Source organism: Embleya sp. NBC_00896 (assembly GCF_045207785.1).
Classification (GTDB): domain Bacteria; phylum Actinomycetota; class Actinomycetes; order Streptomycetales; family Streptomycetaceae; genus Embleya.
Map to the genome: position 1 here is coordinate 691,321 of NZ_CP108776.1, position 23,022 is coordinate 714,342.

The following is a 23,022-nucleotide window of genomic DNA, read 5'->3' on the forward strand; positions in this document are numbered from 1 at the left end:
CCTCGCGCCTTCGCGCGATGGCGCGCCGGGCTCAGCGGGAAACGCGGCGCAGCTGCGTCGCCCCCTCAGGCCCCAGTACGGTCGCCCGGAGCGCCAGGTAGTCCTTGTTCGTGGTCGTGCCCATGAGCGACTTCCGTTCCTGGGCACACCCGGGATCGGACTTCATACCGGGGTCGAAGCCGGCTATGCCAAGGTGAAGCACACCAGCCCTCACGGAGAACACCTCTCCGCTGTAGTAACACCGTCGCCCGTCCTGCGTTCCGTACTGGAGCAGGACGGGGCTGGTGCCGACGGAGCCCGGGTCGATCCGGACGGACGCCAAGCGGTCGGAGTCCGGCCCCCCGAAAGGCTCCTCCGCCAACCATTGGCCCGTGAAGTCGTCGGGTACCGGCGTGGTGTCCGGTGGCGGCGCCTTCATGTACTGGACCTCGTGCCCACCGGAGAAGTCGAGCCTGTCGTCCACCGTGCGGGTCACGAGGGTGAAGCGCGGGTACGGCGGGCACTGGGCGGCCTTGGGGGCGGAACTCTTGAGCCTTCCGTTTCCGAACGTGACCTCCTGCACCCCGCGTTCGGAGTCCTGGGCCGTGGACTCGAGGGTGTAGGTCCAGGTACAGCGGTGGGACTGATCCAGCCAGGAGAATTCGGCGACCCGGTCGCCGCCACCGCCCGCCCGGATCTGCATTCGCGTGGGGTTGACGCCCTGCGCGCCCGGCTTCGTCGCGTCGCTCAGGTGCCCCTCCCACGTACCGACGAAGGCGTTCGGCACGACTCGGCGCTTCTCCTTCTTCGACGGACCGAGCGCGATCAGCCCGGCGCCGGCGGCGATGACCGCGACGACCAGAGCGGCGAGGAGGACGGCCCGGGTGCGACGCCGACGCCGGGCCCGCGTAGGCATCACCGGTGACAACGGGGGCGACGCGGGCATGGGTGGCGCGGGCATCGGCGGCGTGGGTGTCGGCGGCACGACCTGCGTGGGTTCCGTGTCCGGCGGCGTCGGCGTCGGCGTGGGCGGCCCGGCCGGATCGAAGTCCAGCAACTGCGCCGCGTGTCGACCCAGTTGCCCCAAAACCCGGGCAGGCAGCCAAAGCTCCACATGGTCCGTTCCGGTGCGGGCGGCCACCTCTGGTGGCGTGGGTCGGCGGGCCGGGTCCTTCTCCAGGCAGTCCCGGATGAGATCGAGCAGAACGTGCGGCACGCCTTCCAGGTCGGGCTCTTCCGCCGCGACCCGGTACAACTGCGCGTGCAGCCCATTGCCGTTGCCGGCGAACGGCGGTCGCCCGGTGGCCGCGTAGGCGAGGACGGCCCCGAGGCAAAACACGTCACCGGCCGGCGTGACATCGAGCCCGCGCACCTGCTCGGGTGCCATGAAGCCGGGAGATCCGATGATCACGCCGGTGCGGGTCTGCAGGCTGTCGGCAAGGGTGTCGAGCGCGCGTACGATGCCGAAATCGATGACGCGCGGGCCGTCCACGGTGACCAGGACGTTCGACGGCTTGAGGTCTCGGTGGATCAGCCCGGCGTCGTGAATGGCCGTCAAGGCGAGTGCGAGCCGATTGCCGAGCACCCGCACCGAGTGCTCGGGCAGGGCCCCGAAGTCCTCGGCCACGACGTCGTAAAGCGACGGGCCCGGAACATACTGCGTCGCGACCCACGGCACCGGAGCCTCGGTATCGGCGTCGAGGACAGCCGCCGTCCACTCCCCACCGACCCGCCGCGCCGCGTTCACCTCGCGCCCGAACCGCCTGCGGAACTCGGGGTGCCGGGCGTACTCGGCGTGCACGACCTTGACCGCGACGGTGCGCCCGCCCTCGGACCTGGCGAGATAGACGCGTCCCATGCCGCCCGCACCCAAGCGGGCGATCAGGCGGTACGGCCCAATGTGAGAAGGGTCTTCGGCAATGAGCGGATCCACGCGAGAACGGTAGACCACATGGTCGGCTCCGAACGCTCGGATGAACGATTGGCGGACGCGGCCGGTTCATAGGATTGTCGGCATGGACGCCACGGACTCCGCCGCGACCGCGGACGCCCTTGCCCTCGCGCCGTCGACCGCCGCCGATCTTCCGGGCCTGCACGACTTCCTGGTTCGCGCGGACCTCACGCTCAGCGGCCTGGACGCGCCGACGGTTCGCCTGTGGCTGCTGCGCGACGCGGCCGGAACCGTTCGCGGCAGCACCGGGTACGAGTTGTCCGCCGGGGGCGAGCACGCGCTGATCCGCAGCGTCGCGGTGGATCACGCCGCGCGCGGACAGGGCCTGGGCATGGATCTGGCTCGGTACGCGCTCGACCGCGCCGCCGACGCCGGTGCCCGCCGCGCGTGGCTGTTCAGTCGCCGATCGGGGCCGTTCTGGCGGAAGTTGGGCTTCGAACCGGCCGACCGCGCGCACCTCGCGGACGTGCTCGCCGACACCCACCAGGTCACCCTGTTCCGCAGCACCGGCCAACTCGACCGCGAGGTCGCCTGGGCCCGCGACCTGAGCTGAGGCCCGCACGCCGGCCGCGCGTTCGTCACCCGTACACCCGACCCATCGCCCGCACCGTCTCGGCCATCCGCGCGCGCAGGTCCGCCGGGCCGACCACCTCCACTTCCGGGCCGAACACCAGCAGGCTCTTGACCGCCCCGTCGACCGACTCGATCGGGATGACCACCTCCACCCACCCGGCCGGATCGGGCGCGGACGCGCTCTCCCGCGCGGCGCGGGCGACCGTCGGCTCCACCAGGTCCACCAGCCGGCCGACGGCGGTCGGTGACATTCGGACCGTGGCCGACGCGCGGTATCGGCGACGGTCGAACCGGACCAGGTACTCCTGCCAATGACGCCCCAGTTCGAAGTCGGCCGGCCGCTCGAACACCTCGGGACGGACCTCCAGATCCAGGATCCGCGACACGCGGTACGTCCGGAGCCGGTCCACGTGCCCGGGCAGGTCGGGGCCCGTGTGCGCGGCCACCAGGTACCACGCGCCCGCCTTGAGCACGACCCCGTAGGGGTCTACGACGCGGGTCGTCTCGTGCGGTTCGGCCCAGCGCAGATAGCGGATCCGCACCCGGCGTCGGTTCCACACCGCGTCCGCGACCGCGGTCAGGTGCGGGGTGGGCTCGTCGGCGCCGTACCAGGTCGGCGTGTCCAGGTGGAAGCACTCGGCGATCCGGCCGGCGCGGTCGCGCAGTTCGGCCGGCAGCGCGGCCATCAGCTTCAGGTGCGCGGTGGTCACGACCGATCCCAGGCCCAGGTCGGCGGCGGCCGTCGGCAGCCCGGTCAGGAACAGCGACTCGGCCTCGCCGGCGGTCAGGCCGGTCAGCCGGGTCCGATATCCGTCGAGCAGTTCGTATCCGCCGCGATGGCCCGGATCCGCGTACACCGGCACGCCGGCCGCGCCGAGCGACTCCATGTCGCGGTAGATCGTCCGGACCGACACCTCCAGCGTGTCCGCGATCTCCTGGGCGGTCAGCCGCCCCCGGGTCTGCAACAACAACAGGATGGACACCAGCCGACTCGCCCGCATGGACCCGAGTCTGCCCGAATCCACTGACAGTAGGTGTCAGTGGATCGCGATTACGGTCCCGACCATGAACGACATCGACACCATCAACGCATTCGTGGACTGCTACGTCGCCGTATGGAACGAGTCCGACCCGGTCGCACGCCGGGCCGCCGTCGAGGCGTTGTGGGCCGAGGACGGCATCGAATTCGTCGGCACCGCCCGGCACAGCGGACACGACGCGTTGACGGCACGGGTCACCTCCGCGTACGAACAGCTGGTCCACGAGGGCGGGTTCGTCTTCCAGTCGGCCGGCGACGCGGTCGCGGACGGCGAAACGATCAGCTTCAGGACACACATGCGGCCGGCCGCCGGCGGCGACATCGCGTGGACCGGGCAGATCATGGTGGTCCTGGCCGAGGACGGCCGGATCCGGCACGACGTCCAACTCGCGGTCGCGACCGACCCGACGCCAGGCACCCGCGCCGTCGTCGACGAATTCCTGCGCCGACTGGTCGGCGGCGACCCGGAGCACGTCGCCGAGCTGTTCGCCGAGAAGGTGGACTGGCGGCTCGACTGGCCGGCCGACGGCCACCCCGCGACCCCCTGGATCCGCCCGCGCTCGACCCGCGCCGAGGTGGCCGCCCACTTCCGCGAGCTCGCCGCCGTACACACCCCGCACCCGGACCCCGCACCCGGCTCCCCGCCGCACACCGTCGTCGAGGGCCCACACGCGGTGGTCCTGGCCGAACTCCGCCACACCGCGAAGCCCACCGGCAAGCCGTACACGGCCCACTGCGCGGTCCACATCACCGTCGAAGCCGGCCACATCACCCGCTACCACGTGTACGAGGACAGCCTCTCCGTGGCCCAGGCCCACACCGCCGACGCCTGATCGGCCGCAACCGGCCGCAACCGGCCGCCTGATCCGAGCTTCAGGCCGACCCACTCGGTGACGGTGACGGTGTCGGCGCCCGTGGCCCGGTCCGCGCCCGCAGCGCGGTCCGGGCCGCGCTCACGTCTCGGTCCGGGCCGCGCTCACGTCTCGGTCCGGGCGGTCATGCCCGCCCCGAACGCGTGCCGGTCGCCGACCCATGCCGAGCGTGGGGCGGCGGCCTCCAGGCGGGCCAGGTCGGCGGGCGAGAGTTCGATCGCCGTCGCGGCCGCGTTCTCGGCCAGCCGCGCGGCGTTGCGCGTGCCCGGGATCGGGACGACGTCGTCGCCCTGGGCCAGCAGCCAGGCCAACGCGAGCGGGCCCGGCTCCGCGTCGCGTTCCGCGGCGATCTCGCGGACCGCCGCGACGATCGCCCGATTGCGTTCCAGGCTCGCGCCCTGGAAACGCGGATCGTTGTGTCGGAAGTCGTTCGCGGCCAACGCGGTCGTGTCCACCTTGCCGGTCAAAAAGCCCCGCCCGAGCGGGCTGAACGGCACCAGACCGATCCCGAGCCGCCGGGCCGTGGGGACCACGTCGTCCTCCAACTCCCGCCACCACAACGACCATTCCGACTGCAGCGCGCTGATCGGATGGGTCGCGTCGGCCCGCACCAACTGCTCGCCGTCGGCCTCGGACAGTCCCAGGAACCGCACCTTGCCCTCGGCCACCAGCTCCGCCATCGCGCCGACGCTCTCCTCGATCGGCACGTCCGGGTCGACGCGGTGCAGGTAGTACAGGTCGATTGGTCGACCCCGAGGCGCTCGCGGGACGTCGCCGGATAGCCACGCACGTCGACGGGCCCGGCCACGGAACTCCTCGTAGTGGCCGCGTCCGAGAAGCCGCGGTCCCCGCGCCACGCGAACAGGATGATTAATTACGAAAGCCGTGTGCGATATGCCCGAATCGCTACGGTGGGCGCCGGAATACGAATGACCTCGGGGGTCTTCATGAAGCATCCGAAAACACCGCCCGCCAACCCGGCACTGGTTCGTGCACGACACGCGCTCCAGCTCTATAGCCAGGAGGCGTTTGCCGCCGCCTATGACGACGCCGCACGCGCCCTGGGTTGTCGTACCTCCATCTCCGTCAGGCAGGTTCGCCGCTGGGAGACCGCGTCGCCGCCTTGGCCACACCCTGAGGCGCGACGGGTCCTGGAGGCGCTCTTCGGGTGTCCTGTCGCAATGTTGGGATTCGTGGCACCCGGCACGGCGCCCAACGGCGAACCCCACGACGACTGCACTCGGCTTTTCGACGAGGGGCCCGAACGACTGCGCCGCCTCATGGATTTGGAGGCCGACTCGCTCTCGATCCGCTCGTACGAACCGCAGGTTGTTCCCGGGCTGCTCCAGAGTCCGAACTACGCTTTGGCGAACGCGTATATGAACAAACCCACGCTCACCCTCACCGCCGCCTACGAACGTCAACGGCTGCGCTTGGAGCGCTCTCAGCGCCTTCTTTCCCGAGACCTGCCAACATCGTTCATCATTCCCGAAGTTGCCCTACAGCGCCCGGTGGGTGGTCTCGCGACCATGGCCGAGCAGCTCGACCACCTGCTGGGAATCGTGACCCGCTATGAACACGTCCGCATCCAAGTCCTGACCACGTCGGCGCCCATCGTCGAATCGGTCCCGCTCTACCTTCTGGACATGCTCCCGGGCAGGATGGTGGCGTGGATCGAGGGCCGGCCGGGATCGGTCCTGATGACCAGCCCAAACGACACCGCCGACTTGGAACTGATCTTCGATCGCCTGGCAACCGTCGCCCTCGATCCGGCGGCATCGCTGGAGTTGGTCGACAGGATGAGGCGAGAAGCGTGCGTAGCGATCGAGACCCGCTTGTGAACTGACGTAGGTCTTCGTAACTGAACAACGAAACTGCGTGGAGGCCACCATTCTCGGCCGAACCACAGGGCTTCGGGACAGCAAGTCCCCCGCATTGGCCGTGCTCATCGAACGAGCCGCGTGGACTCGGTTCCTGGCAGAAGTCTCACGCTGAAGCACGGCATGGCCGTGTTCCATGGGGCCGACATCCCACTCGGCGCCACAGCCTCGGGGGCGCGGTCACCCACGTGGGTGACCGCCCCTGAGGCCGCGTCAGGTCCTCGCCCGGACCACCGCGCCTACTCCGCCGCGTACACCCGCTCCCCCGCCACGAACGTCTCCAGCACCCGCGTCGCGCCGATCTCCGCCGTCGGCGCCGCGAACGGGTCGCGGTCGAGGACCACGAGGTCGGCGTGCTTGCCCACGGCGATGCTGCCGGTGTCGTCGAGGTGGTTCACGTACGCGCTGCCCGCCGTGTACGCCGCGAGCGCCGTGCGCAGGTCGAGGCGCTGCTCCGGGAAGAAGACGGGGGCGTCCTCGCCGAAGGTCTGGCGATTGACCGCGACGTGGATGCCCTGGAGCGGGTCCGGGCTCGACACCGGCCAGTCGCTGCCCGCGGCCAGCGTCGCGCCGCTGCGGGCCAGGTCGCCGAACGGGTACTGCCACGCGGCCCGTTCCGCGCCCAGGAACGGGATCGTCAAGGTGTCCATCTGCGGCTCGTGCGCGGCCCACAGCGGCTGCATGTTCGCGCTCGCGCCCAAGGCCCGGAATCGGGCGACGTCGGCCGGGTGCACCACCTGCAGGTGCGCCAGGTGCGGTCGGGTGTCCCTCCACCCGTTCGCCGCCCGCATCGCCGCGACCGCGTCCAGCGCCTCCCGGACCGCGCGGTCGCCCAGCGCGTGGAAGTGCACCTGGAAGTCGTGCGCGTCCAGGGCGGTGACGTACGTGGCCAGCGCCTCGGGGTCGATGAAGCTGATCCCGCTGTTGTCCGACGCGCACCCGCACGAGGTCAGGTAGGGACTCAGCATCGCGGCGGTGAAGTTCTCCGCGATCCCGTCCTGCATGATCTTGACGGTCGTGCACGAGATCCGCCCGCGCGTGCCCGCCGCCCGCCGCGCGATCAGGTCCTCGATCTGTTCGACGCCGCGATCGCGCTCCCACCACAGCGAGCCGACCACGCGCGCGGTCAGCAGCCCGCGGTCCACCGCCGTCAGGTACGCCGTCGTCGCGTCGGTGATGTTCGCGTGCGCGCCGAGCAGCGCGTCCTGCCAGGCCGTGACGCCCAGCGAGTGCAGCAGCTTCTGCGCGCGCAAGAGCCCTTGGAGCTGGTCCTCGGCGGTCACCTTGGGCAGCAGCCGGCCCACCAGGTCGGCCGCGCCCTCCTGGAGCACGCCGGTCGGCTCGCCGTCCGCGTCGCGCTCGATCCGGCCGTCGGCCGGGTCCGGGGTGTCGCGCGTGATGCCCGCGAGGCGCAGCGCGAGGCTGTTCGCCCACGCGCCGTGGTGGTCGCGGTTGGGCAGGTACACGGGGCGGTCCGGGACGATCTCGTCGAGCATCGACCGGTGCGGCAGGCCGCCCGGGAACGCCTCCATCGACCAGCCGCCGCCGGTGATCCACTCGGCGTCCGGGTTGGCGTCGGCGTACGCGCGCACGGTCTGCCGGTACTCCGCGAGCGTCTCGTGCTCGGACAGGTCGCACTGACCCATCTCGGTGCCGCCACCCACGGGGTGCACGTGCGCGTCCTGGAAGCCGGGGATCAGCAGCTTGCCGGCGAGGTCCACGACCTCGGTCCGGGCGCCGATCAGCTCGCGGAGCTCGTCGTGCCCGACGGCGACGATCCGCCCGTCGCGTACCGCCACCGAGGAGGCCCGGCTGCGCGCGGCGTCGACCGTGTACACGGACCCACCGGTGAAGACCACATCGGCGAACCCGGAGGAACCGGCTGCGGTGGAGGTGGCGGAAGTGGTGGTGGCGGTGCTCATACCCGTCCCTTGAACGCGTTGAAGTCTTCGGTGTCGTTGAAGCGGTCCATCGGGAGCTCGATCGCGTCGCCGTCGGTGCCCTGACCGGTCACGAAGTACGGCGACTTGCGCACGTACTTCGCGTACGCGGCGAACGCCAGTCCGCTCAGGATCACCGCCATCGGGACCGAGAACATGAACCAGCCGTTGTCCGGGCTGAGTTCGAAGCTGTCACTCATCGTGAGGTAGTCGTACGCCAGGTAGGCCCCCACCCCGAGCAGCGAGAGACCGCTCACACCCGGAATCACGACGGCGCGGAAGCCCTCGCGCGGGTCGGTTCGCATGGTCGGCCAAAAGCGCACGGCGCACGCGATCGCGGTGAGGCCGTAGTAGAACGCCACGATCAGACCGATCGAGTTGACCGCGGCCAGGATCATGTCGTTGAGCTTGGGGATGCCGATCGCGAGCACGGCCGTGCCGGCGGCGATCGCCATGATCAGCACCGTGCCGATCGCGGGCGAGCCGAAGGTCGGGTGGATCCGGGTCCACACCTTGCCGAGCGTCTGGTCGCGGCCCATCGCCAGCATGCCGCGCGCGGTGGGGATGACGCCGGACTGGAGCGACGCGACTGCGGAGAAGATCAGCGCCAGCAGCGGCAGGCTCGCCCACGGGTCGGCGGCGAGGTGCGCGCCCAGGAAGGTCAGGCCCTGCGGGCCGTTCTCGGCCATCTCGGGGGCGGTCATCACGCGCTGGAAGGCGATCGCGCCGAGCAGGAACATGCCCAGCATCACGAACAGCGCGATCAGGCCGCCGCGCGCCGAGTCCTCGGGGTTCTTGGTCTCCTCGGTGACGCTGAACGCCGCGTCCCAACCCCAGAAGAAGAACACCGCGAGCACCAGGCCCTGGGCGAAGCCCGACGCCGAGTCGATCTCGAACGGGTTGAACCACGAGAACGAGAACGGCTGGTCGCCGGAGGCGATCGCCCACACGCAGAACACCAGCAACACGGCGTACTCGAAGACGAGCAGGTACGTCTGCAGCCGGGTGGCCTGGTGCACGCCGGTGATCGCGAGCACGGTGACCACCACGAGGACGACCAGGCCCAGGATCGTGCTCAGCTTGGTCGAGTTCGGGTCGAGGGCGACACCGACGAAGTCGTGCCAACCCGCCTTGTTGGCGAATTGCAGCAGCACCGAGCCGGTGATCGCGCTGGTGTATGCGAGGAAGATGATCGAGCCCGCGAGGGCGACCCAGCCGGTCAGGAAGCCGGACCACGGGCCGATCGACTTGCCGACCCACACGTAGCCGCTGCCGCAGTTCTGCTCGACCCGGTTCAGCCGGGCGTAGGCGCCGGCGATGCCGAGCATCGGCAGGAAGGCGATCAGGATGATCGCGGGCGTGGCCAGCCCGACGGTGGCGGCCAGGCTGCCCATGCCGACGCCGATGCTCGTGGTGGCGGCGGTGCTCGACGCGGCGACCGCGATGCCGTCGATGACGCCGAGCGACTTGCGCAGCTCGGGCGGGTGGTCGTCCCGCGGCAGGTTCGTGGACATCGGCGCTCCAAGGGAGGCGTGGGCTGACAGTGGGTGGACGCCGATGAAACAACCTGCGTCAGAATTACGTCAATGGTGTTGACATAAGGTGGAGCGGGAAGCCGGGCGGACGAGCGGACGAGCAGTGGAGGATCGAGTGGATCGCATTGTGGGTGAGCGTCGCCGGCGCCGACCGACCAAGTCGGGTCAGGTTTTGTCCGAGGATGTCATCATCGAGTGTGCGGTACGCCTGATCGGACACCACGGGGCGGAGGCCCTGACGATGCGCAAGCTCGGTGCCGCGCTGGGCTGCGACCCGACCGCCGTCTACCGATACTTCCGCGGCACCGACGACCTGCTGCTCGCGATCGCCGACTTCCTGATCGGCGAGACGCTGGAGGGCTACGAACCGGGCCCCGACTGGGTCGCTTCGTTGCGCGAGCTGGGCCTGCGGGTGCGCGCGGGATACCTGCGCCACCCGCGCGTGGCCGCGATCGCGGCTTCCCGGGTGACCCGGCGGCACAACGAGTTCCGGGCCGTGGAGATAGGTGTCGGGCTGCTGCTCGGGGCGGGCTTCACACCCGTCGAGGCGGTGCGCTACTACCGCGCTTTCATCGACACCGTGCTCGGGCACGCCGCCTTGGAGGCGTCCTACGCCGCGCTCGACGTCGACGTGCGCACCGCGGACGACCGGTCGTGGGATGAGACGTACAACACACTGCCGAGCGCCGACTACCCCGCGATCGGCGCGGTGCGCGGACACCTGGCCGCGGGGATGGCCGGGAGCCCGTTCGAGGATGTCCTCGACCTGTTGCTGGAGTCGCTCGCGCGGCGGGTGTGAACAGCGCGAACCACGCCTGTGACGAACATTTGACGCTCCGTCAACAATGCAGGTGGGTACACGCGTCGTGGGGGGTGCCGCAGACTCGATAAGGTGGCCCGTGTCTCCAGACCTCACCCACTTCCGACCCACTCCCACGGGGGATCCGTGCTGATCGACAAGTTCATGCATGGCGTCGTGGCGCCCACCGCGAGGGCGATCTACCGCCCGCGCACCGAGGGCCGCGAGAACGTACCGATGACCGGCCCGGTCATCATCGCCAGCAACCACCTGTCGTTCGTTGACAGCGTCGCGATCCCCATCGTCATGCCGCGCAAGGTGTCGTTCCTCGCCAAGGCCGAATACTTCGACGGCCCCGGGCTCAAGGGCCGCGTCAGCAAGAGCTTCTTCACCGGCATCGGCGCCGTGGCCGTCCCGCGCGGCACGCACAGCGCCGCCAAGGCAGCCCTGGAAACCGCGCTCGGAGTGCTCGAACGGGGCGACGCGTTCGGCATCTACCCCGAGGGCACCCGCTCGCGCGACGGCCGGCTGTACCGCGGTCGGACCGGCGTCGCGTGGCTCGCGCTCGCCGCGCGCTGCCCGGTCGTACCGGTCGGGATCATCGGCACGGACAAGGTCCAGCCGATCGGCTCGAACATCCCCAAGCTCTCCCCGCGCGCGCTCGCGCGGTTCGGCGAACCGCTCGACTTCTCGCGCCACTACGGGCGGACCGACGTCGCACGGGCCCGCCGCGAGATCACCGACGAGATCATGGAAGCGATCCAGAAGCTCTCGGGGCAGGACTACGCGGGCGTGTACAACGAGACGCCGGCCGGATCCGAGGACTGACTGCCGTCGGCCGCGCCTGCGGCCTGATCATTTTGTGACCGAATGTGTCGACTGAAGCCCGGATCGCGTCGCGATCCGGGCTTCTTCGTCCTCATTCGGGCGTATTCGGCGCTCTTCGAACCGGCCCATCGAGTGCGGGTCGACGAAGTGATGGGTACGGCCGGGTCAGCGCACTCGGCCGTCCCAGCTCCACTCCGTTGCCGACACCCGAGCCCGACCGGGCAGCTCGCCCCGGCCCGTGCACCACAACAGGGTGTCGGCCGGGGCGTGCCCCGTCGGGGCGTTCGGGAACAGCCGGGCCAGTGCGGGCGCGGCGAGCTCGGCCGGTGGTGTCCACGCGATGCCGAGCGCCCGGGTGATGTCGTCCGTGTGCATGAGCAGTTCGACCACGCTCATCGCGGCGAAGCCTGCGCCGTCGGAGTGCCCCCACGGATGCCACGCGCGAACCTCCGGCGGCGCGTCGCGCACGGTCGAGGCGAGCAGCGATCCGGCGATCCGGATCCCGTCGAGGCAGGCCCGGATCGGCGCCGCCGCGTCGAGCGACGCGAACAGCGTGATGTAGCGGTCGGTCGGCCGGGCGATCAGCAGGCCGGCGTAGCCGACGAGGCCGAGGGCCAGGTGGTCGAGGAGCTCCCGACACGAGCGCTCGTCGGCGCCGGGGCCGGTCCGGCGGGACCAGTCCGCGTCGGCGCCGCCGACGAGGGCTTCGACGGCCGCCTCGGTCGCCGCCGTGACGCGCGCGGGCCACGTGGTCTCGCCCGCCGGCCAAGCCGTTTCGTCTGGGGCCCTGGTCGCTGTGGTCACGGGCGCAGGCCCTCGATCAGGCGGGCGAAGCCGTCCCCGCCGTGGCCGGCTCGGATCGCGCGCTCGGCGTAGCCGCGGTACAGCTCCGGCAGCGCGGTGTCCACGCCGCGCGCGTGGGCCGCGTGGACCAGGTGGTCCATCGTCGCGAGGTGCACGTCCAGCGTGGCGTCGTCGGCCGGGTAGGCGCCGGCGTCGACCTGGCGGGCGTACAGGTCGATGAATCCGGACACGGAGCGGGTCAGCCAGCGGTTGGCGATCGGCGTGAAGTCGGCCGCGCTCACGCCGTCCGCGCCGACCACGGCGGTGCCGTGCAGCCAGCCGGTGAACGCCGCCCACATCACCCCGAGCAGGGCAACGTCGTACAGGCTCGCGGCGCCGGCGTCCGGACCCAGCTCGATCGGGTCGCCGAGCGTGGCCAGCGTCGCGGCGTGCCGGGCGAACGCCTGCGGGTTGCCGCTGTACAGCAGCATCGCGTCCGACGAGCCGATCCCGGGCGGGGTGCTCATGATCGCGCCGTCGATGTAGTCGATGCCGAGCTTCTCCGCCCACGCCGCGCTCTCGCGGGCCTGTTCGGGCGAGCCGGAGCTGAGGTTGACGAGGGTCCGGCCGGCGAGCGCGGCCTCGTCGGCGCCCAGGATCGCCTGGTTCGTGGCGTAGTCCAGGACGCAGACGACGATCAGCGGGCTCGCCGCGATCGCCTCGGCGACGGTGTCGGCGCGGACCGCGCCCCGGGCGACCAGGTCGTCGGCCTTCCCCGGGGAGCGGTTCCAGACGGTGGTGGGGTGGCCCGCCGCCCGGAACGCCTCGGCGAGGGCGGTACCCATCATTCCCAGACCGATGACCGTCACGGCTTCGTGGTTCATGTTCGTCCTTCGTCCTTCGTCTTTCGTCGTGGAGCTCGCGGCGCTCGTGACGCTCGTTGTAGATCAGTTGTTCGACCGACACGGACAACATTCGCAGCGCCGAAAGCCCGCCGACAGTGGCAGGAATGCCTACCAGCGCAAAATTCGTGCCACGTGATCTAGGCTGTCCCGCATGAGTCATCGACCCGTCGACGCCCGACCCGCCGGCCCCGGAACCGTCGCCGTGGCGGTGATCGAGGAGGCCGACATCCCGCCGTGGGACATGTACGAACTCGGGATCTCCTGCGCGGTGTTCGGCACCCCTCAGCCGGAACTGACGGACCGCTGGTACGACTTCCGGCTGTGCGCGGAGGGGGCGGCGGCCGGAGCGGGCGGCGGCTCGGGAACAGCCGCGGCGGGCTTCGGTTTCGGGATCCGCACCCCGTACGGGTGGGACGGGCTGGCCGGCGCGGACACGGTGATCGTGGCTGCGGTACCGCAGGCGTGCGTCGACGAGGACCTCGAACTGCCGGCCGAGTTCCTGACCGCGCTGCGCGCGGCGGCCGACGCGGGCGCGCGCATGGTGTCGCTGTGTACGGGCGCGTTCGCGCTGGCCGCCGCCGGCATCCTGGACGGCCGGCGGGCCACCGCGCACTGGGCGCATACCGAGGACCTGGCCCGGCGATACCCGAGCGTGACGGTCGACGACAGCGTCCTGTACGTGGACGACGGCGCGGTCCTCACCAGCGCCGGCATGACCGCCGGCCTCGACCTGTGCCTGCACATCGTGCGCACCGACCTCGGCGCGCACATCGCGAACCAGCTCGCCCGCAAGATGGTCGTCCCGGCCCATCGCCCGGGCGGCCAGGCCCAGTTCGTGGACCTGTCGGTCCCGGTGACCGACGACGACGGCCTGGCCCCGGTGCTGGAGTGGGCCGGCGCCAACCTGGACCGACCGCTCACCGTGGAGGACCTGGCCCGGCAGGCCGGGACGAGCCCGCGCACGTTCTTCCGCCGGCTCCAGGCCGCCACCGGCACGACGCCGCTGCAATGGCTGCTCACCCAGCGACTCGCCCGCGCGCAGTCGCTCCTGGAGACCACCGATCTGCCGATCGAGCAGATCGGCGAACGCAGTGGTCTGGGCACCGCCGCCAACCTGCGCCATCACTTCGCCACCCGCGTGGGCGTGTCCCCGGCCGACTACCGCCGCGCCTTCGCGTCGGCGGCCGGGCGGTCGGCTTCGGGCCGGACCTGACGGGGACGACGGGGCAACGGGGCAATCGAAGCCGGCGTCGGATCGGCGCAAGGGTGGTGGTGACCGTCATGCGGTGCGGTTCGGCGCATATGCCTCGCCATCCCTGTCATCATCATCGAGGCCTGAATCAAGGCCCGACCGGCCCGATCCCTGCTCTCGCCGGCGCCGGCGACACAAAGAAGGATGAACGGGTGAACCGATGAGCGCGCGCTTCGAGGAGATCGACTGGCGTCCGACCCCGATGGGCGACATCAGCCTGCGGCGTCGACGGGATCCGGCGACGGGCGACGACGTGTACGAGGTGAAGCTCGGCGACGAGTTCCTGATGTCCAGCCTCTTCACGGCGGGCGAGATCGCGCTCACCCGGCTCGGCCTGGCGGAGCTCCCGGGTACCGAACTCGACATCGTCGTGGGCGGACTCGGCCTCGGGTACACCGCCCGGGCGGCCCTGGACGACCCGCGCGTGCGCTCGCTGATCGTGGTCGACGCGCTCGGCGAGGTCATCGACTGGCACCGGCGCGGCCTGGTGCCGCTGGGCGCCGGCCTGGCCTCCGATCCGCGCTGCCGCCTGGTCCAAGGCGACTTCTTCGCGATGGTCGGCGATTCCCGCGGCCTGGACCCCGAGGAACCGAACCGGCGCTTCCACGGCATCCTGCTCGACGTCGACCACTCGCCGCGCCATGTCCTCCACCCGAGCCACGCGGCCCTGTACCGACTCGAGGGCCTGCGCACGCTCGCCGACCGCCTGCACCCCGACGGCGTCTTCGCGCTGTGGTCGAACGACCCCCCGGACGAGGAGTTCACCTCGGTACTCGCGCGGGTCTTCCCGGAACCGCAGTCCCACGTCGTCACCTTCGACAACCCGCTCCAGGGCGGAACGGCGACCAACACCGTCTACGTGGCCCGAAACCCGGCCGCCGCCGGCTGAGGCGAATCCGGCGAACGCGACGTTCCGCCGGACGACGACCGGGCCCGACCGTCCTCAAGGCGGCGTGACCCGAACACCCCGGCGCGGGACCGGCCCACTCTCGGGCCGGTCCCGCGGTGCGTTGTCCGACCGGGACCGAGTGCCGCGCCCGGCGGGTCAACCGATGCGGAAGGTGCCGCCCGGCGGGGACGGGGACGGGGTCGCGGTCTTGTCGGTCACCGGGGCCACGTCGCGGGAGAAGACCCGGGCCTCGATGCCGGACAGGACCCGGGCCGTCACGTTGTCGCAGGCGGTGCGGCGGGCCAGTTGCGACACCGGCAGGGCGGCCGTGGAGGCGACCACGACGAGGTTGCCGAAGCGGCGGCCGCGGAGCACGCCCGGCTCGGCCATCAGGGCCACCTCGGGGAACACCGCACGCAGCGTGGCCACCTGGGCGCGGGCGAAGTCGAGGTCGCCGCCGTCCGCGATGTTCGCCGCGTACACGCCGCCCTGGCGCAGCACCCGGGCCGCCTCCGCGGCGAATTCGCGCGAGGTCAGGTGGGCCGGGACCTGGGCGCCGCCGAACACGTCGACGATCACCAGGTCGGCCGAGTCCTCGGGCCGCGCGGTCAGCTCCTCGCGGGCGTCGCCCGTCCGGACGTCTATCGCCGCGCCCGCCGGCAGCGGCAGGTATTCCAGGACCAACGAGGCCAGTTCGCCGTCGAGCTCGACGACGGTCTGGAGCGAGCCGGGGCGGGTGGCCGCGACGTAGCGGGGCAGGGTCAGGCCGCCCCCACCCAGGTGCAGCGCGGCGAGCGGTTCGCCGGGCTCGGCGGCGAGGTCGACGACGTGTCCGAGCCGCCGCGTGTACTCGAATTCCAGGTGCTCGGGCTCGTCGAGGTCGACGTACGACTGGGGCGAATCGTTGAGCGTGAGCAACCACGCGTGTGGCCGGTCGATGTCGGGCATCAGCAACGCCGCACCGAGATCCGTCGCCCGCCCCACCGGAATCGACTCGGTCGGTTCTTGCTGGTCGTCGTACATGAATCGATTGTCTCGCAGCCGAGCGACCCTCCTCGACGCGCACCGCGGATCGGAACGGACTGTCGATCACCGGGTGGGGGAAACCCCCGTGGTTGACCGGAATCACTTGTCGCCGCCGGCTGCGGGCCAGCACTATATGCAGCTAACCGATCGGAATTTTTGGGGGGAACCAACATGTCCGGTGGATACGACGGCGGCGGGTACGGGGGCGGCTATGGCGGAGGGTACGGAGGGGGTTACGGTCCGCCGCCGCAGAACCGGTCCAACGGTCTGGCGATCGCGGCGCTCGTCTGTGGCATCGTCGGGCTCCTGTGTTTCGGCTTCATCCTGGGCCCGCTCGCGATCATCTTCGGCGGCATCGGCCTCAGCAAGGCTGAGAACGAGGGCGCCGAGCACAAGGGTCTGGCCGTCTCCGGCCTCGTCCTGGGGATCATCGACGTCGCGCTCCTGGTCCTGATCTTCGCCATCTACGGCACCCTCATCCCCTACGCGGACTGACCACCCCGCGACCCACACGCGCGCCCGCCGACGGGAAGGCGGACCTCGCGGAGATCGGCACCGGCACGCACCACCGCCCGGCCCGACCTCCGCGACGTCCGCCTTCGCGTCTTCGCGTCTTCGCGTCTTCGCGTCCTCTCCTTCCGCACCGGGCGGTTCGGCTCGGTTTCGGCTCGGCTCGGATTCGGTTCGTTTTCGGTTCGGCCATCCCGCGTCAGACGAAGCGAATCTCCGCCCCGTCCGCCCCGTGGAAGGTCAACAGGCGGCTGCCCTCTTCCGCGAGGGCCGACCGGTCCGATTCGCTCGGCTCGCGGAACGGCTCGATGTCCAGCGTGGTCGTGCCGCCGGATCGGGTGAGGCGCCACATGCCCGCGACGAAGCCGTCGATCAGGAACGTGGCGCGGATGATCCCGTTGACGGTGAACACGCGCTTGCGGTCCTCGTCGGAGATGACGCGGGCGCGGTTCGCGTGGGACAGGAGCAGGTTGTCGAACTCCGGGAGGAAGCGCACCGGTGCGGGGGCGTCCTCCTCCGGGAGCGGGGCGTCGGGGAGGTCGAAGAGATCGCGGCCGTTCTCGTCGCGGTACACGGTCAGCTCCGGGCGCAGCCGGTCGATCGCCGCGCGCAAGCCGCCGAGGCCCGACCACGCCTGCATGTCCGCGACCGTGGCCGGCCCGAACGCGGCCAGGTAGCGCAGCAGCGTCGCGTCCGGTGCGGTCTCGGTCCCCAACGGCCGCCCCAGCCAGTGCTCCGCCGTCGTGCACGCCGCCTGGCCGCTGCGTCCCCACAACGCGCGCGGCGGGACCTGGACCAGCGCCGCCTGGCTGCGCAGCGCGTGCGCGAGTGCCTTCGGGTCCTCGTCGGGGAAGCGTTCCACGAGGGCGAGCCCGAGGGCCTTCGCCGTCATCGGCCGCTCCGCCATCAACTCCCGCCCCGCCGCCACCAGTTCGTCCAGGTCCACCTTCGAGTCGCCGAGGCCGTGGGTGGCGTTGCGGTACAGGTCCGCGTCGTAGATCGACTGCACGACGGGGCGGAGCGCGAGGCAGTCCGACGCCGTCACGAGGTGGACCGTGCCGCGCATGAGGCCCAGTCGGACCACCCGACGCGTCGTCAGCAGGTCGGACAGCTCGGCCGGGTCGAAGTCGGCGAGCCGGGTCCACAGTCCGGTGTACGGCGGGTGCGGGGCCTGGGCCTGCATGCCGACCAGGTGCGCGATCGCCGCCTCGGCCGGCATCATGTGCCGCCGCGTCAACAGCTGGCGTTCGAGCAGTATCCGGTTGAGTCGGCGCGCGTTGAGGGTGGTGATCTCCATCCCCGAAGACTAGGACGGAATGCGGTCGGAACCTTGCCGCATTGACCTCCAGACTGGTCACATGATGGAGAACTCGGCACGCCTGCTTCGTCTGTTGTCCCTCCTCCGATCCCGCCCCGACTGGTCCGGGCCCGACCTCGCCGAGCAGCTGGGGGTCAGCCCCCGGACCGTCCGGCGCGACGTCGAGCGGCTGCGCGAGGCGGGGCATCCCGTGCACGCCTCGACCGGTGCGTCCGGCGGCTACCGGCTGGTCCGGGGCGCCTCGTTGCCGCCGCTGTTGCTCGACGACGACGAGGCGGTCGCCGTCGTGGTGGGGCTGCGGACGGCCGCCGGCGGTACGGTCGCCGGCATCGAGGAGACGTCCGTACGGGCCCTGGCCAAGCTCGAACAGGTGCTGCCCGCCCGTCTGCGACACCGGGCCGGCGCACTGGGCGAGGTCACCGTGGCGCTGCCGGTCCGGGGCGAGACGGTGGCCCCCGACGACCTGGCCGCGATCGCCGCCGCGTGCCGGTCGTCCCACACGCTGCGCTTCGACTACCGCACCCACGACGGCGCCGAACGGACGCGCACCGCCCAGCCGCACCGGCTCGCGTGCACGGGTCGGCGCTGGTACCTGCTCGCGTGGGACGTCGAGCGCGCCGACTGGCGTACCTACCGCGTCGACCGGATCCGGCTGCACGCGTCCGCGGGACCACCCTTCACGCCGCGCGAACTCCCGGACCCGGACGTCGCCGCGTACATCTCGGCGGGCATCTCCACCCGCGCCTTCACGCACCACGCGGTGGTGGTCCTGCACGCCCCGCTGGAGGTGGCCGCGAGCGTGGTCGGCGCGGCCGAGGGCGTCCTGGAGGCGATCGACGCCGAGACCTGCCGGTTGACCACCGGGGCGTCCTCGATCGACGCGCTCGCGATCCACATCGCGTTCATGGACCTGGACTTCGAGGTCGAGAGCCCGCCCGAACTCGCCGACCGGGTGCGCCGGTTGGGCCGCCGGTGGACACGCGCCGCCGGTTGAGCCCGGGGCGCCGGTCGAGCTCGCGCCGCCGGTTGAGCCCGGGGCGCCGGTCGAGCCGGGCCGCCGGTCGGGGCGCGAGCCGGCTCAGGCGCCGGTGCCGTGCTCGGCGGCCAGCCGCTTGGGCGCGGTCAGCTGCCACGCGTCGACGACCATCGCCCGCAGCTCGTCCTGGTCGTCGACGGCCGACAGGTGCACGCGGATCCAGCCGCCCATGTCGTCGTGGCCGTCCTTGAGGAAGAACTTGTGCGGCTCGGCCGCGATCAGCTCGGCGCGCTCCTCGGCCGGGCATTTCATGCCCATCGACGCGTCGTCCTCGCCCAACCAGACGAAGATCTTGCCCGCGACGCGGAACGTGGGCATGCCCCACGCGAGCTTCTCCGTCGTCGAGGGCAACGCGAGCGCCAACCGACGCACGTCGTCAGCGTCCACTCCCACCGCACTACCTCCAGAATCGCCGCCGGACCGACCCGCAACGCACCCTATTCCGAGCCGGGGACCGCGGCATTCCGAGACGGCGGCGACGGTTCGCCGCATCGATCTTTCTTGACTGCTCGTTCTCGAATGATCTAGGGTCTTGCTCGTGGCCAGGACCAAGGAATTCGATCCCGACGCCGCCTTGCAGTCCGCTCTCGAACTCTTCTGGGAGCGCGGATACGAGGCCACGTCGATGGCGGACCTCGTGGCTCGCCTCGGGGTCGCCCGAGCGAGCATCTACGCGACGTTCGGAAGCAAGCACGACCTCTACCTCGCGGCGCTCGACCGCTACCGCGACTGGCGCAACCCCGGGCTGGTCGAGGAGCTGTCGCAGCCGGGACCGGTGTTGCCGGCCATCCGCGCGATCGTCGAGCGGTTCGCTCGCCAGTCGCACGAGGAGCCGACCAGGTTGCATGGCTGCTTCATGACCAACACCGCGGTCGAGCTCGCCGCGCATGACGCGGGTGCGGCGCGGATCGTCGAGCAAGGCTGGAACGAGATGGAGACCGCCTTCACCGCCGCGCTCATCCGGGCCAGGGCACAGGGCGAGCTGGGCCCGGACCGGGACCCGCGGGCGCTCGCGCAGTTCCTGCTCGTGCTGATGCAGGGCATGCGCGTGGTCGGCAAGGCCGGACCCGACCCGCAACGACTGCGAGCCGCGGCGCAACAGGCGCTCACGCTGCTCGACTGACCCCCGAAGCACGCACGACGCGGGCCGAACGCCTGCCCTTATTCAAGAACGATCGGTCTATAAAGAGCTGTCGTCAACGGGGGTAACGGACATGAGCAGCACGGAAACACCACAACGCGGAGAGCGGAGATCGACCGTCGCATCGGTCGCATCCGCCGCAACCTCCGGGGCGGACGCCACCGCCGGGACGGACGGCACCGCCGGACCCGCCGCATCCGCCGGAATGGACGGCACCGCCGCACCCGCCCCGACCACCCCACACGCCCCGGCCGCGTTCGCCCTGCTCGGCACCGTGCAGGCCACCCTCATCTTCACCATCACGATCATCGGCGTGCCGCTGCCCGACATCGGCCGGGAGTTCGGCCTCGGATCCGCCGACCTGGTGCTGCTCAGCGCCGCGTACGGACTGCCGTTCAGCGGGCTGCTGCTGTTCGGCGGTCGGCTCGCGGACCGGTACGGCGGGCGCCGGATCTTTACGGCGGGCCTGGTCGTGTTCGGCCTCGCGTCGGCGATCGCCGCGTTCGCACCGGGATTCGCGGTACTGGTCGCGGTCCGGTTCGCACAGGGCCTGGGGGCCGCGCTGACCGCGCCCGCCGCGATGGCCGTCCTGCGCGCCGTGTACCCCGAACCCGCCGCGTACCGGCGGGCGATGGCGACCTGGGGCGGCCTGTCCGTGCTGGGCGCCGCCGCCGGCAACCTCGCCTCCGGCGTGCTCACCACCTGGGTGTCGTGGCGGTGGATGTTCGCCGCACCGGTCGCCGTCGCCGCCCTCGCGCTGCTCCTGACGACTCGTCACCTGCCCACCGCCCGCCCGGTGGACGCGCGCCGCCCCGGCCTGGATCCGCTCGGGGCCGTGCTCGCCACCCTCGGCATCACGCTCGCGGGCTACGGCCTGACCGTGACCGGGGAGCACGCGTGGACGTCGACGACCGTACTGGTCCCGCTCGCCGTCGCCGCGGTCCTGCTCGGCGCGTTCCTGATCGTCGAACGCCGGGTCACCGACCCGCTGTTGCCGCCCGGCTTCATCGCCGATCCCCGGCGCGTGCTGGGCCTGGTCGGCGTCCTGCTCGCGGCGACCGGGACCGGCCTGGTCAGCTTCCTGCTCTCGCTCTACCTGCAACAGGAGCGCGGCTGGTCGCCGCTCGCGACCGCCGGCGCGTTCGTCCCGTTCACGCTCGCGCTGATCGTGACGAGCCGGGTCGCCGGCCCGCTGATCGGGCGGTACGGCCCCGGCCGGATCACGGTGGCGGGCCTGGCGGTCGGCGGCGTCGGCCTGCTCCTGTTGGCCGGCCTCGACGACACGACCGGGTACGCCCTGGGCCTGGCCCCCGGCCTGGTCCTGCTGCCCGCCGGCGCGTCGCTGATCTTCGCCGGCACCGCCGTCCTGGCCACCCGCGACGTACCCGCCCACCAGGCGGGTCTGGCCGGCGGCGTACTGAACACCGCGATGGAACTCGGGCCCACCGTCGGCCTGGCCGCGCTGATGTCGGTGGCGGCCACGCGGGCCGACGTGATCGTCGGCTACGCGTGGGCCTTCGGCGCCGGCGGCGCCGTGTTCCTCCTGGCCGCCCTGGCGGCACTCCGCTCGGTCCGTACCGAGCACTGAACCAACCCGACAGACCCGTCACACCGGGTCAAGCAACAAGCACCGTCAAGCAATCCACCACACAGCACACGCACACCTCGGGAGCCCGTCATGACCGCACGATTCACCGCCAAGACCGTCCTCGTCACCGGCGCCGGCCAGGGCGCGGGCCGCGCGATCGCACTCGCCTTCGCCCGTGAGGGCGCCGCCGTCGTGGTCGCCGGCCGGAGCGCCGCACCGCTCGCGGAGACCGTCGCCCTGATCGAGGCGGAGGGCGGCCGGGGCGCGGCGGTCACCGCCGACGTCACCGACTCGGCGAGCCTGGCCACCCTCGTCGCCCGCACCGTCGAACTGTTCGGCGGCCTCGACATCGCCGTCAACAACGCCGGCGTGATCCAGGGCACGGGCCCGATCGGCGACCTCACCGAGGAGGACTGGCGCGCGACGCTGGACGTCAACGTGACCGGCACGTGGCTGTCGATGAAGCATGAGATCGCGTACATGCGGGCCAACAGCGGCGGCGCGATCGTCAACATCGCGTCCAACCTCGGCGCCCACGCGCGGCTCGCCAACCTCGGCGCCTACGTCACGTCCAAGGCCGCCGTCAGCGCGCTCACCCGCAACGCCGCGCTCGACCACATCGGCGAGGGCGTGCGGATCAACGCGGTCAGCCCCGGCCCGCTGGCCACCACGATGTCGCTGCGCCCCGGCGAGACCGAGGCCGACCGGGCGGACCGGATGAAGACGCAGAACCCCTCGGGCCGGGTCGGCACGTTGTCCGAACTCGCAGCCGCAGTCCTGTACTTGGCATCCGACGAGGCCGCCTTCGCGGTCGGCACCGACCTCGTCCTCGACGGCGGCGCCACAGCCTGACGCGGCCCGACAGCTGACACTTGGCACCCGCCACGCGCTCACCGCCACCGAACCCCGGCCCGACCGCCGTCGCCATCGCGACACGGCCGGGCCGCTTCGGCGTGTCCGGGTCGAGCCGGCACGCCGTCGCGGACACCACCGGCGCCGGATCGGGCCGATCCTGGATCGGCGCGTGCTGATCACCGGCGCGGGCGGCGGCGGGCGGTTCGCGGTCCAACTCGCCGCGCGCGGCGGCGCCGAGGTGGTCGCCGCGACCGGAAACCCGGACCGGGTCGACGAGTTGCGCGCTCGGCACGACCAAGTCGACGGCGACTGACCCGATCGAC

Annotated in this window: 23 protein-coding genes and 1 pseudogene; 14 read left to right on the forward strand and 10 right to left on the reverse strand. The window is 71.6% G+C overall.

What is annotated here, in order from left to right; translation table 11 throughout:
- Positions 1-31 precede the first annotated feature (31 nt).
- Complete coding sequence (locus OG928_RS03225) at positions 32-1,837, reverse strand: serine/threonine-protein kinase (protein WP_406278872.1); 1,806 nt, start codon at positions 1,835-1,837, stop codon at positions 32-34.
- Between the two features lie 157 nt (positions 1,838-1,994).
- On the opposite strand from OG928_RS03225, the gene OG928_RS03230 reads away from it, so the two are divergent.
- Complete coding sequence (locus OG928_RS03230; RefSeq protein WP_406278875.1) at positions 1,995-2,483, forward strand: GNAT family N-acetyltransferase; 489 nt, start codon at positions 1,995-1,997, stop codon at positions 2,481-2,483.
- A 25-nt stretch (positions 2,484-2,508) separates the two neighbouring features.
- Here OG928_RS03230 and OG928_RS03235 read toward each other — a convergent pair whose 3' ends face one another.
- Complete coding sequence (locus OG928_RS03235) at positions 2,509-3,504, reverse strand: helix-turn-helix transcriptional regulator (RefSeq protein WP_406278878.1); 996 nt, start codon at positions 3,502-3,504, stop codon at positions 2,509-2,511.
- Positions 3,505-3,883: 379 nt separating this feature from the next.
- Between OG928_RS03235 and OG928_RS03240 the strand changes: the two genes are divergently transcribed.
- Positions 3,884-4,375, forward strand: a complete 492-nt coding sequence (locus OG928_RS03240; RefSeq protein ID WP_406290745.1) for a nuclear transport factor 2 family protein — start codon at positions 3,884-3,886, stop codon at positions 4,373-4,375.
- Positions 4,376-4,518: 143 nt separating this feature from the next.
- Here the strand turns inward: OG928_RS03240 and OG928_RS03245 are convergent, their stop codons facing one another.
- Positions 4,519-5,271: an aldo/keto reductase gene (locus OG928_RS03245; RefSeq protein WP_406278881.1), complete on the reverse strand. Its 753-nt coding sequence runs from the start codon at positions 5,269-5,271 to the stop codon at positions 4,519-4,521.
- Between the two features lie 90 nt (positions 5,272-5,361).
- Here OG928_RS03245 and OG928_RS03250 point away from each other — a divergent pair, with 90 nt between their 5' ends.
- A complete protein-coding gene (locus OG928_RS03250; protein WP_406278884.1) occupies positions 5,362-6,255 on the forward strand; it encodes a DUF5753 domain-containing protein in 894 nt (297 codons plus the stop codon).
- A 37-nt stretch (positions 6,256-6,292) separates the two neighbouring features.
- Positions 6,293-6,409 carry a DUF397 domain-containing protein gene (locus OG928_RS03255; protein ID WP_406278887.1) on the forward strand — a complete coding sequence of 39 codons (117 nt, stop codon included), beginning with the start codon at positions 6,293-6,295 and terminating at the stop codon, positions 6,407-6,409.
- Positions 6,410-6,533: 124 nt separating this feature from the next.
- On the opposite strand, the gene OG928_RS03260 is transcribed toward OG928_RS03255, so the two are convergent.
- Together OG928_RS03260 and OG928_RS03265 are read right to left on the reverse strand one after the other, a co-directional pair.
- Positions 6,534-8,216: an amidohydrolase gene (locus OG928_RS03260; protein ID WP_406278890.1), complete on the reverse strand. Its 1,683-nt coding sequence runs from the start codon at positions 8,214-8,216 to the stop codon at positions 6,534-6,536.
- Complete coding sequence (locus OG928_RS03265; protein WP_406278893.1) at positions 8,213-9,748, reverse strand: APC family permease; 1,536 nt, start codon at positions 9,746-9,748, stop codon at positions 8,213-8,215. Before OG928_RS03265 ends, OG928_RS03260 begins: the two co-directional genes overlap by 4 nt.
- 193 nt (positions 9,749-9,941) lie before the next feature.
- Here OG928_RS03265 and OG928_RS03270 point away from each other — a divergent pair, with 193 nt between their 5' ends.
- Positions 9,942-10,568, forward strand: coding sequence for a TetR/AcrR family transcriptional regulator (locus OG928_RS03270; protein WP_406278896.1), 627 nt, complete (start codon positions 9,942-9,944; stop codon positions 10,566-10,568).
- Positions 10,569-10,715: 147 nt separating this feature from the next.
- Entirely contained in the window at positions 10,716-11,396 is a 681-nt protein-coding gene (locus tag OG928_RS03275) for a lysophospholipid acyltransferase family protein (RefSeq protein ID WP_406278899.1), read from the forward strand.
- A gap of 165 nt (positions 11,397-11,561) precedes the next feature.
- Here OG928_RS03275 and OG928_RS03280 read toward each other — a convergent pair whose 3' ends face one another.
- Positions 11,562-12,200, reverse strand: coding sequence for a hypothetical protein (locus tag OG928_RS03280; RefSeq protein WP_406278902.1), 639 nt, complete (start codon positions 12,198-12,200; stop codon positions 11,562-11,564).
- A pseudogene (locus OG928_RS03285) lies at positions 12,197-13,075 on the reverse strand (NAD(P)-dependent oxidoreductase); the annotation flags it as partial. The pseudogene OG928_RS03285 and the gene OG928_RS03280, both read right to left, overlap by 4 nt.
- Before the next feature lie 160 nt (positions 13,076-13,235).
- Between OG928_RS03285 and OG928_RS03290 the strand changes: the two are divergent.
- Positions 13,236-14,297: a GlxA family transcriptional regulator gene (locus tag OG928_RS03290; protein WP_406278905.1), complete on the forward strand. Its 1,062-nt coding sequence runs from the start codon at positions 13,236-13,238 to the stop codon at positions 14,295-14,297.
- Between the two features lie 199 nt (positions 14,298-14,496).
- Positions 14,497-15,225, forward strand: coding sequence for a spermidine synthase (locus OG928_RS03295; RefSeq protein ID WP_406278908.1), 729 nt, complete (start codon positions 14,497-14,499; stop codon positions 15,223-15,225).
- 156 nt (positions 15,226-15,381) lie between these two features.
- Here OG928_RS03295 and OG928_RS03300 read toward each other — a convergent pair whose 3' ends face one another.
- A complete protein-coding gene (locus tag OG928_RS03300; protein WP_406278911.1) occupies positions 15,382-16,248 on the reverse strand; it encodes a spermidine synthase in 867 nt (288 codons plus the stop codon).
- A 174-nt stretch (positions 16,249-16,422) separates the two neighbouring features.
- Between OG928_RS03300 and OG928_RS03305 the strand changes: the two genes are divergently transcribed.
- The gene (locus OG928_RS03305; protein WP_406278914.1) at positions 16,423-16,746 is read left to right on the forward strand and encodes a DUF4190 domain-containing protein; all 324 of its coding nucleotides are present in this window, start codon (positions 16,423-16,425) and stop codon (positions 16,744-16,746) included.
- A 214-nt stretch (positions 16,747-16,960) separates the two neighbouring features.
- Here the strand turns inward: OG928_RS03305 and OG928_RS03310 are convergent, their stop codons facing one another.
- Complete coding sequence (locus OG928_RS03310) at positions 16,961-18,058, reverse strand: winged helix DNA-binding domain-containing protein (RefSeq protein WP_406278917.1); 1,098 nt, start codon at positions 18,056-18,058, stop codon at positions 16,961-16,963.
- 61 nt (positions 18,059-18,119) lie between these two features.
- Between OG928_RS03310 and OG928_RS03315 the strand changes: the two genes are divergently transcribed.
- On the forward strand, positions 18,120-19,073 hold the full coding sequence (locus OG928_RS03315) for a helix-turn-helix transcriptional regulator (protein WP_406278920.1): 954 nt from the start codon (positions 18,120-18,122) through the stop codon (positions 19,071-19,073).
- Positions 19,074-19,157: 84 nt separating this feature from the next.
- On the opposite strand, the gene OG928_RS03320 is transcribed toward OG928_RS03315, so the two are convergent.
- A complete protein-coding gene (locus OG928_RS03320; protein WP_406278923.1) occupies positions 19,158-19,508 on the reverse strand; it encodes an MmcQ/YjbR family DNA-binding protein in 351 nt (116 codons plus the stop codon).
- 145 nt (positions 19,509-19,653) lie between these two features.
- Here OG928_RS03320 and OG928_RS03325 point away from each other — a divergent pair, with 145 nt between their 5' ends.
- From OG928_RS03325 to OG928_RS03340, 4 genes are all read left to right on the forward strand, one after another.
- Positions 19,654-20,238 (forward strand): TetR/AcrR family transcriptional regulator, encoded by a 585-nt coding sequence (locus OG928_RS03325; protein ID WP_406278926.1) that lies wholly within the window; start codon positions 19,654-19,656, stop codon positions 20,236-20,238.
- A 223-nt stretch (positions 20,239-20,461) separates the two neighbouring features.
- Positions 20,462-21,844, forward strand: coding sequence for an MFS transporter (locus tag OG928_RS03330; RefSeq protein WP_406290747.1), 1,383 nt, complete (start codon positions 20,462-20,464; stop codon positions 21,842-21,844).
- Positions 21,845-21,934: 90 nt separating this feature from the next.
- Positions 21,935-22,696 (forward strand): SDR family NAD(P)-dependent oxidoreductase, encoded by a 762-nt coding sequence (locus OG928_RS03335; RefSeq protein ID WP_406278929.1) that lies wholly within the window; start codon positions 21,935-21,937, stop codon positions 22,694-22,696.
- Positions 22,697-22,868: 172 nt separating this feature from the next.
- Positions 22,869-23,012, forward strand: coding sequence for a hypothetical protein (locus tag OG928_RS03340; RefSeq protein WP_406278932.1), 144 nt, complete (start codon positions 22,869-22,871; stop codon positions 23,010-23,012).
- The last annotated feature ends 10 nt before the right edge of the window (positions 23,013-23,022 follow it).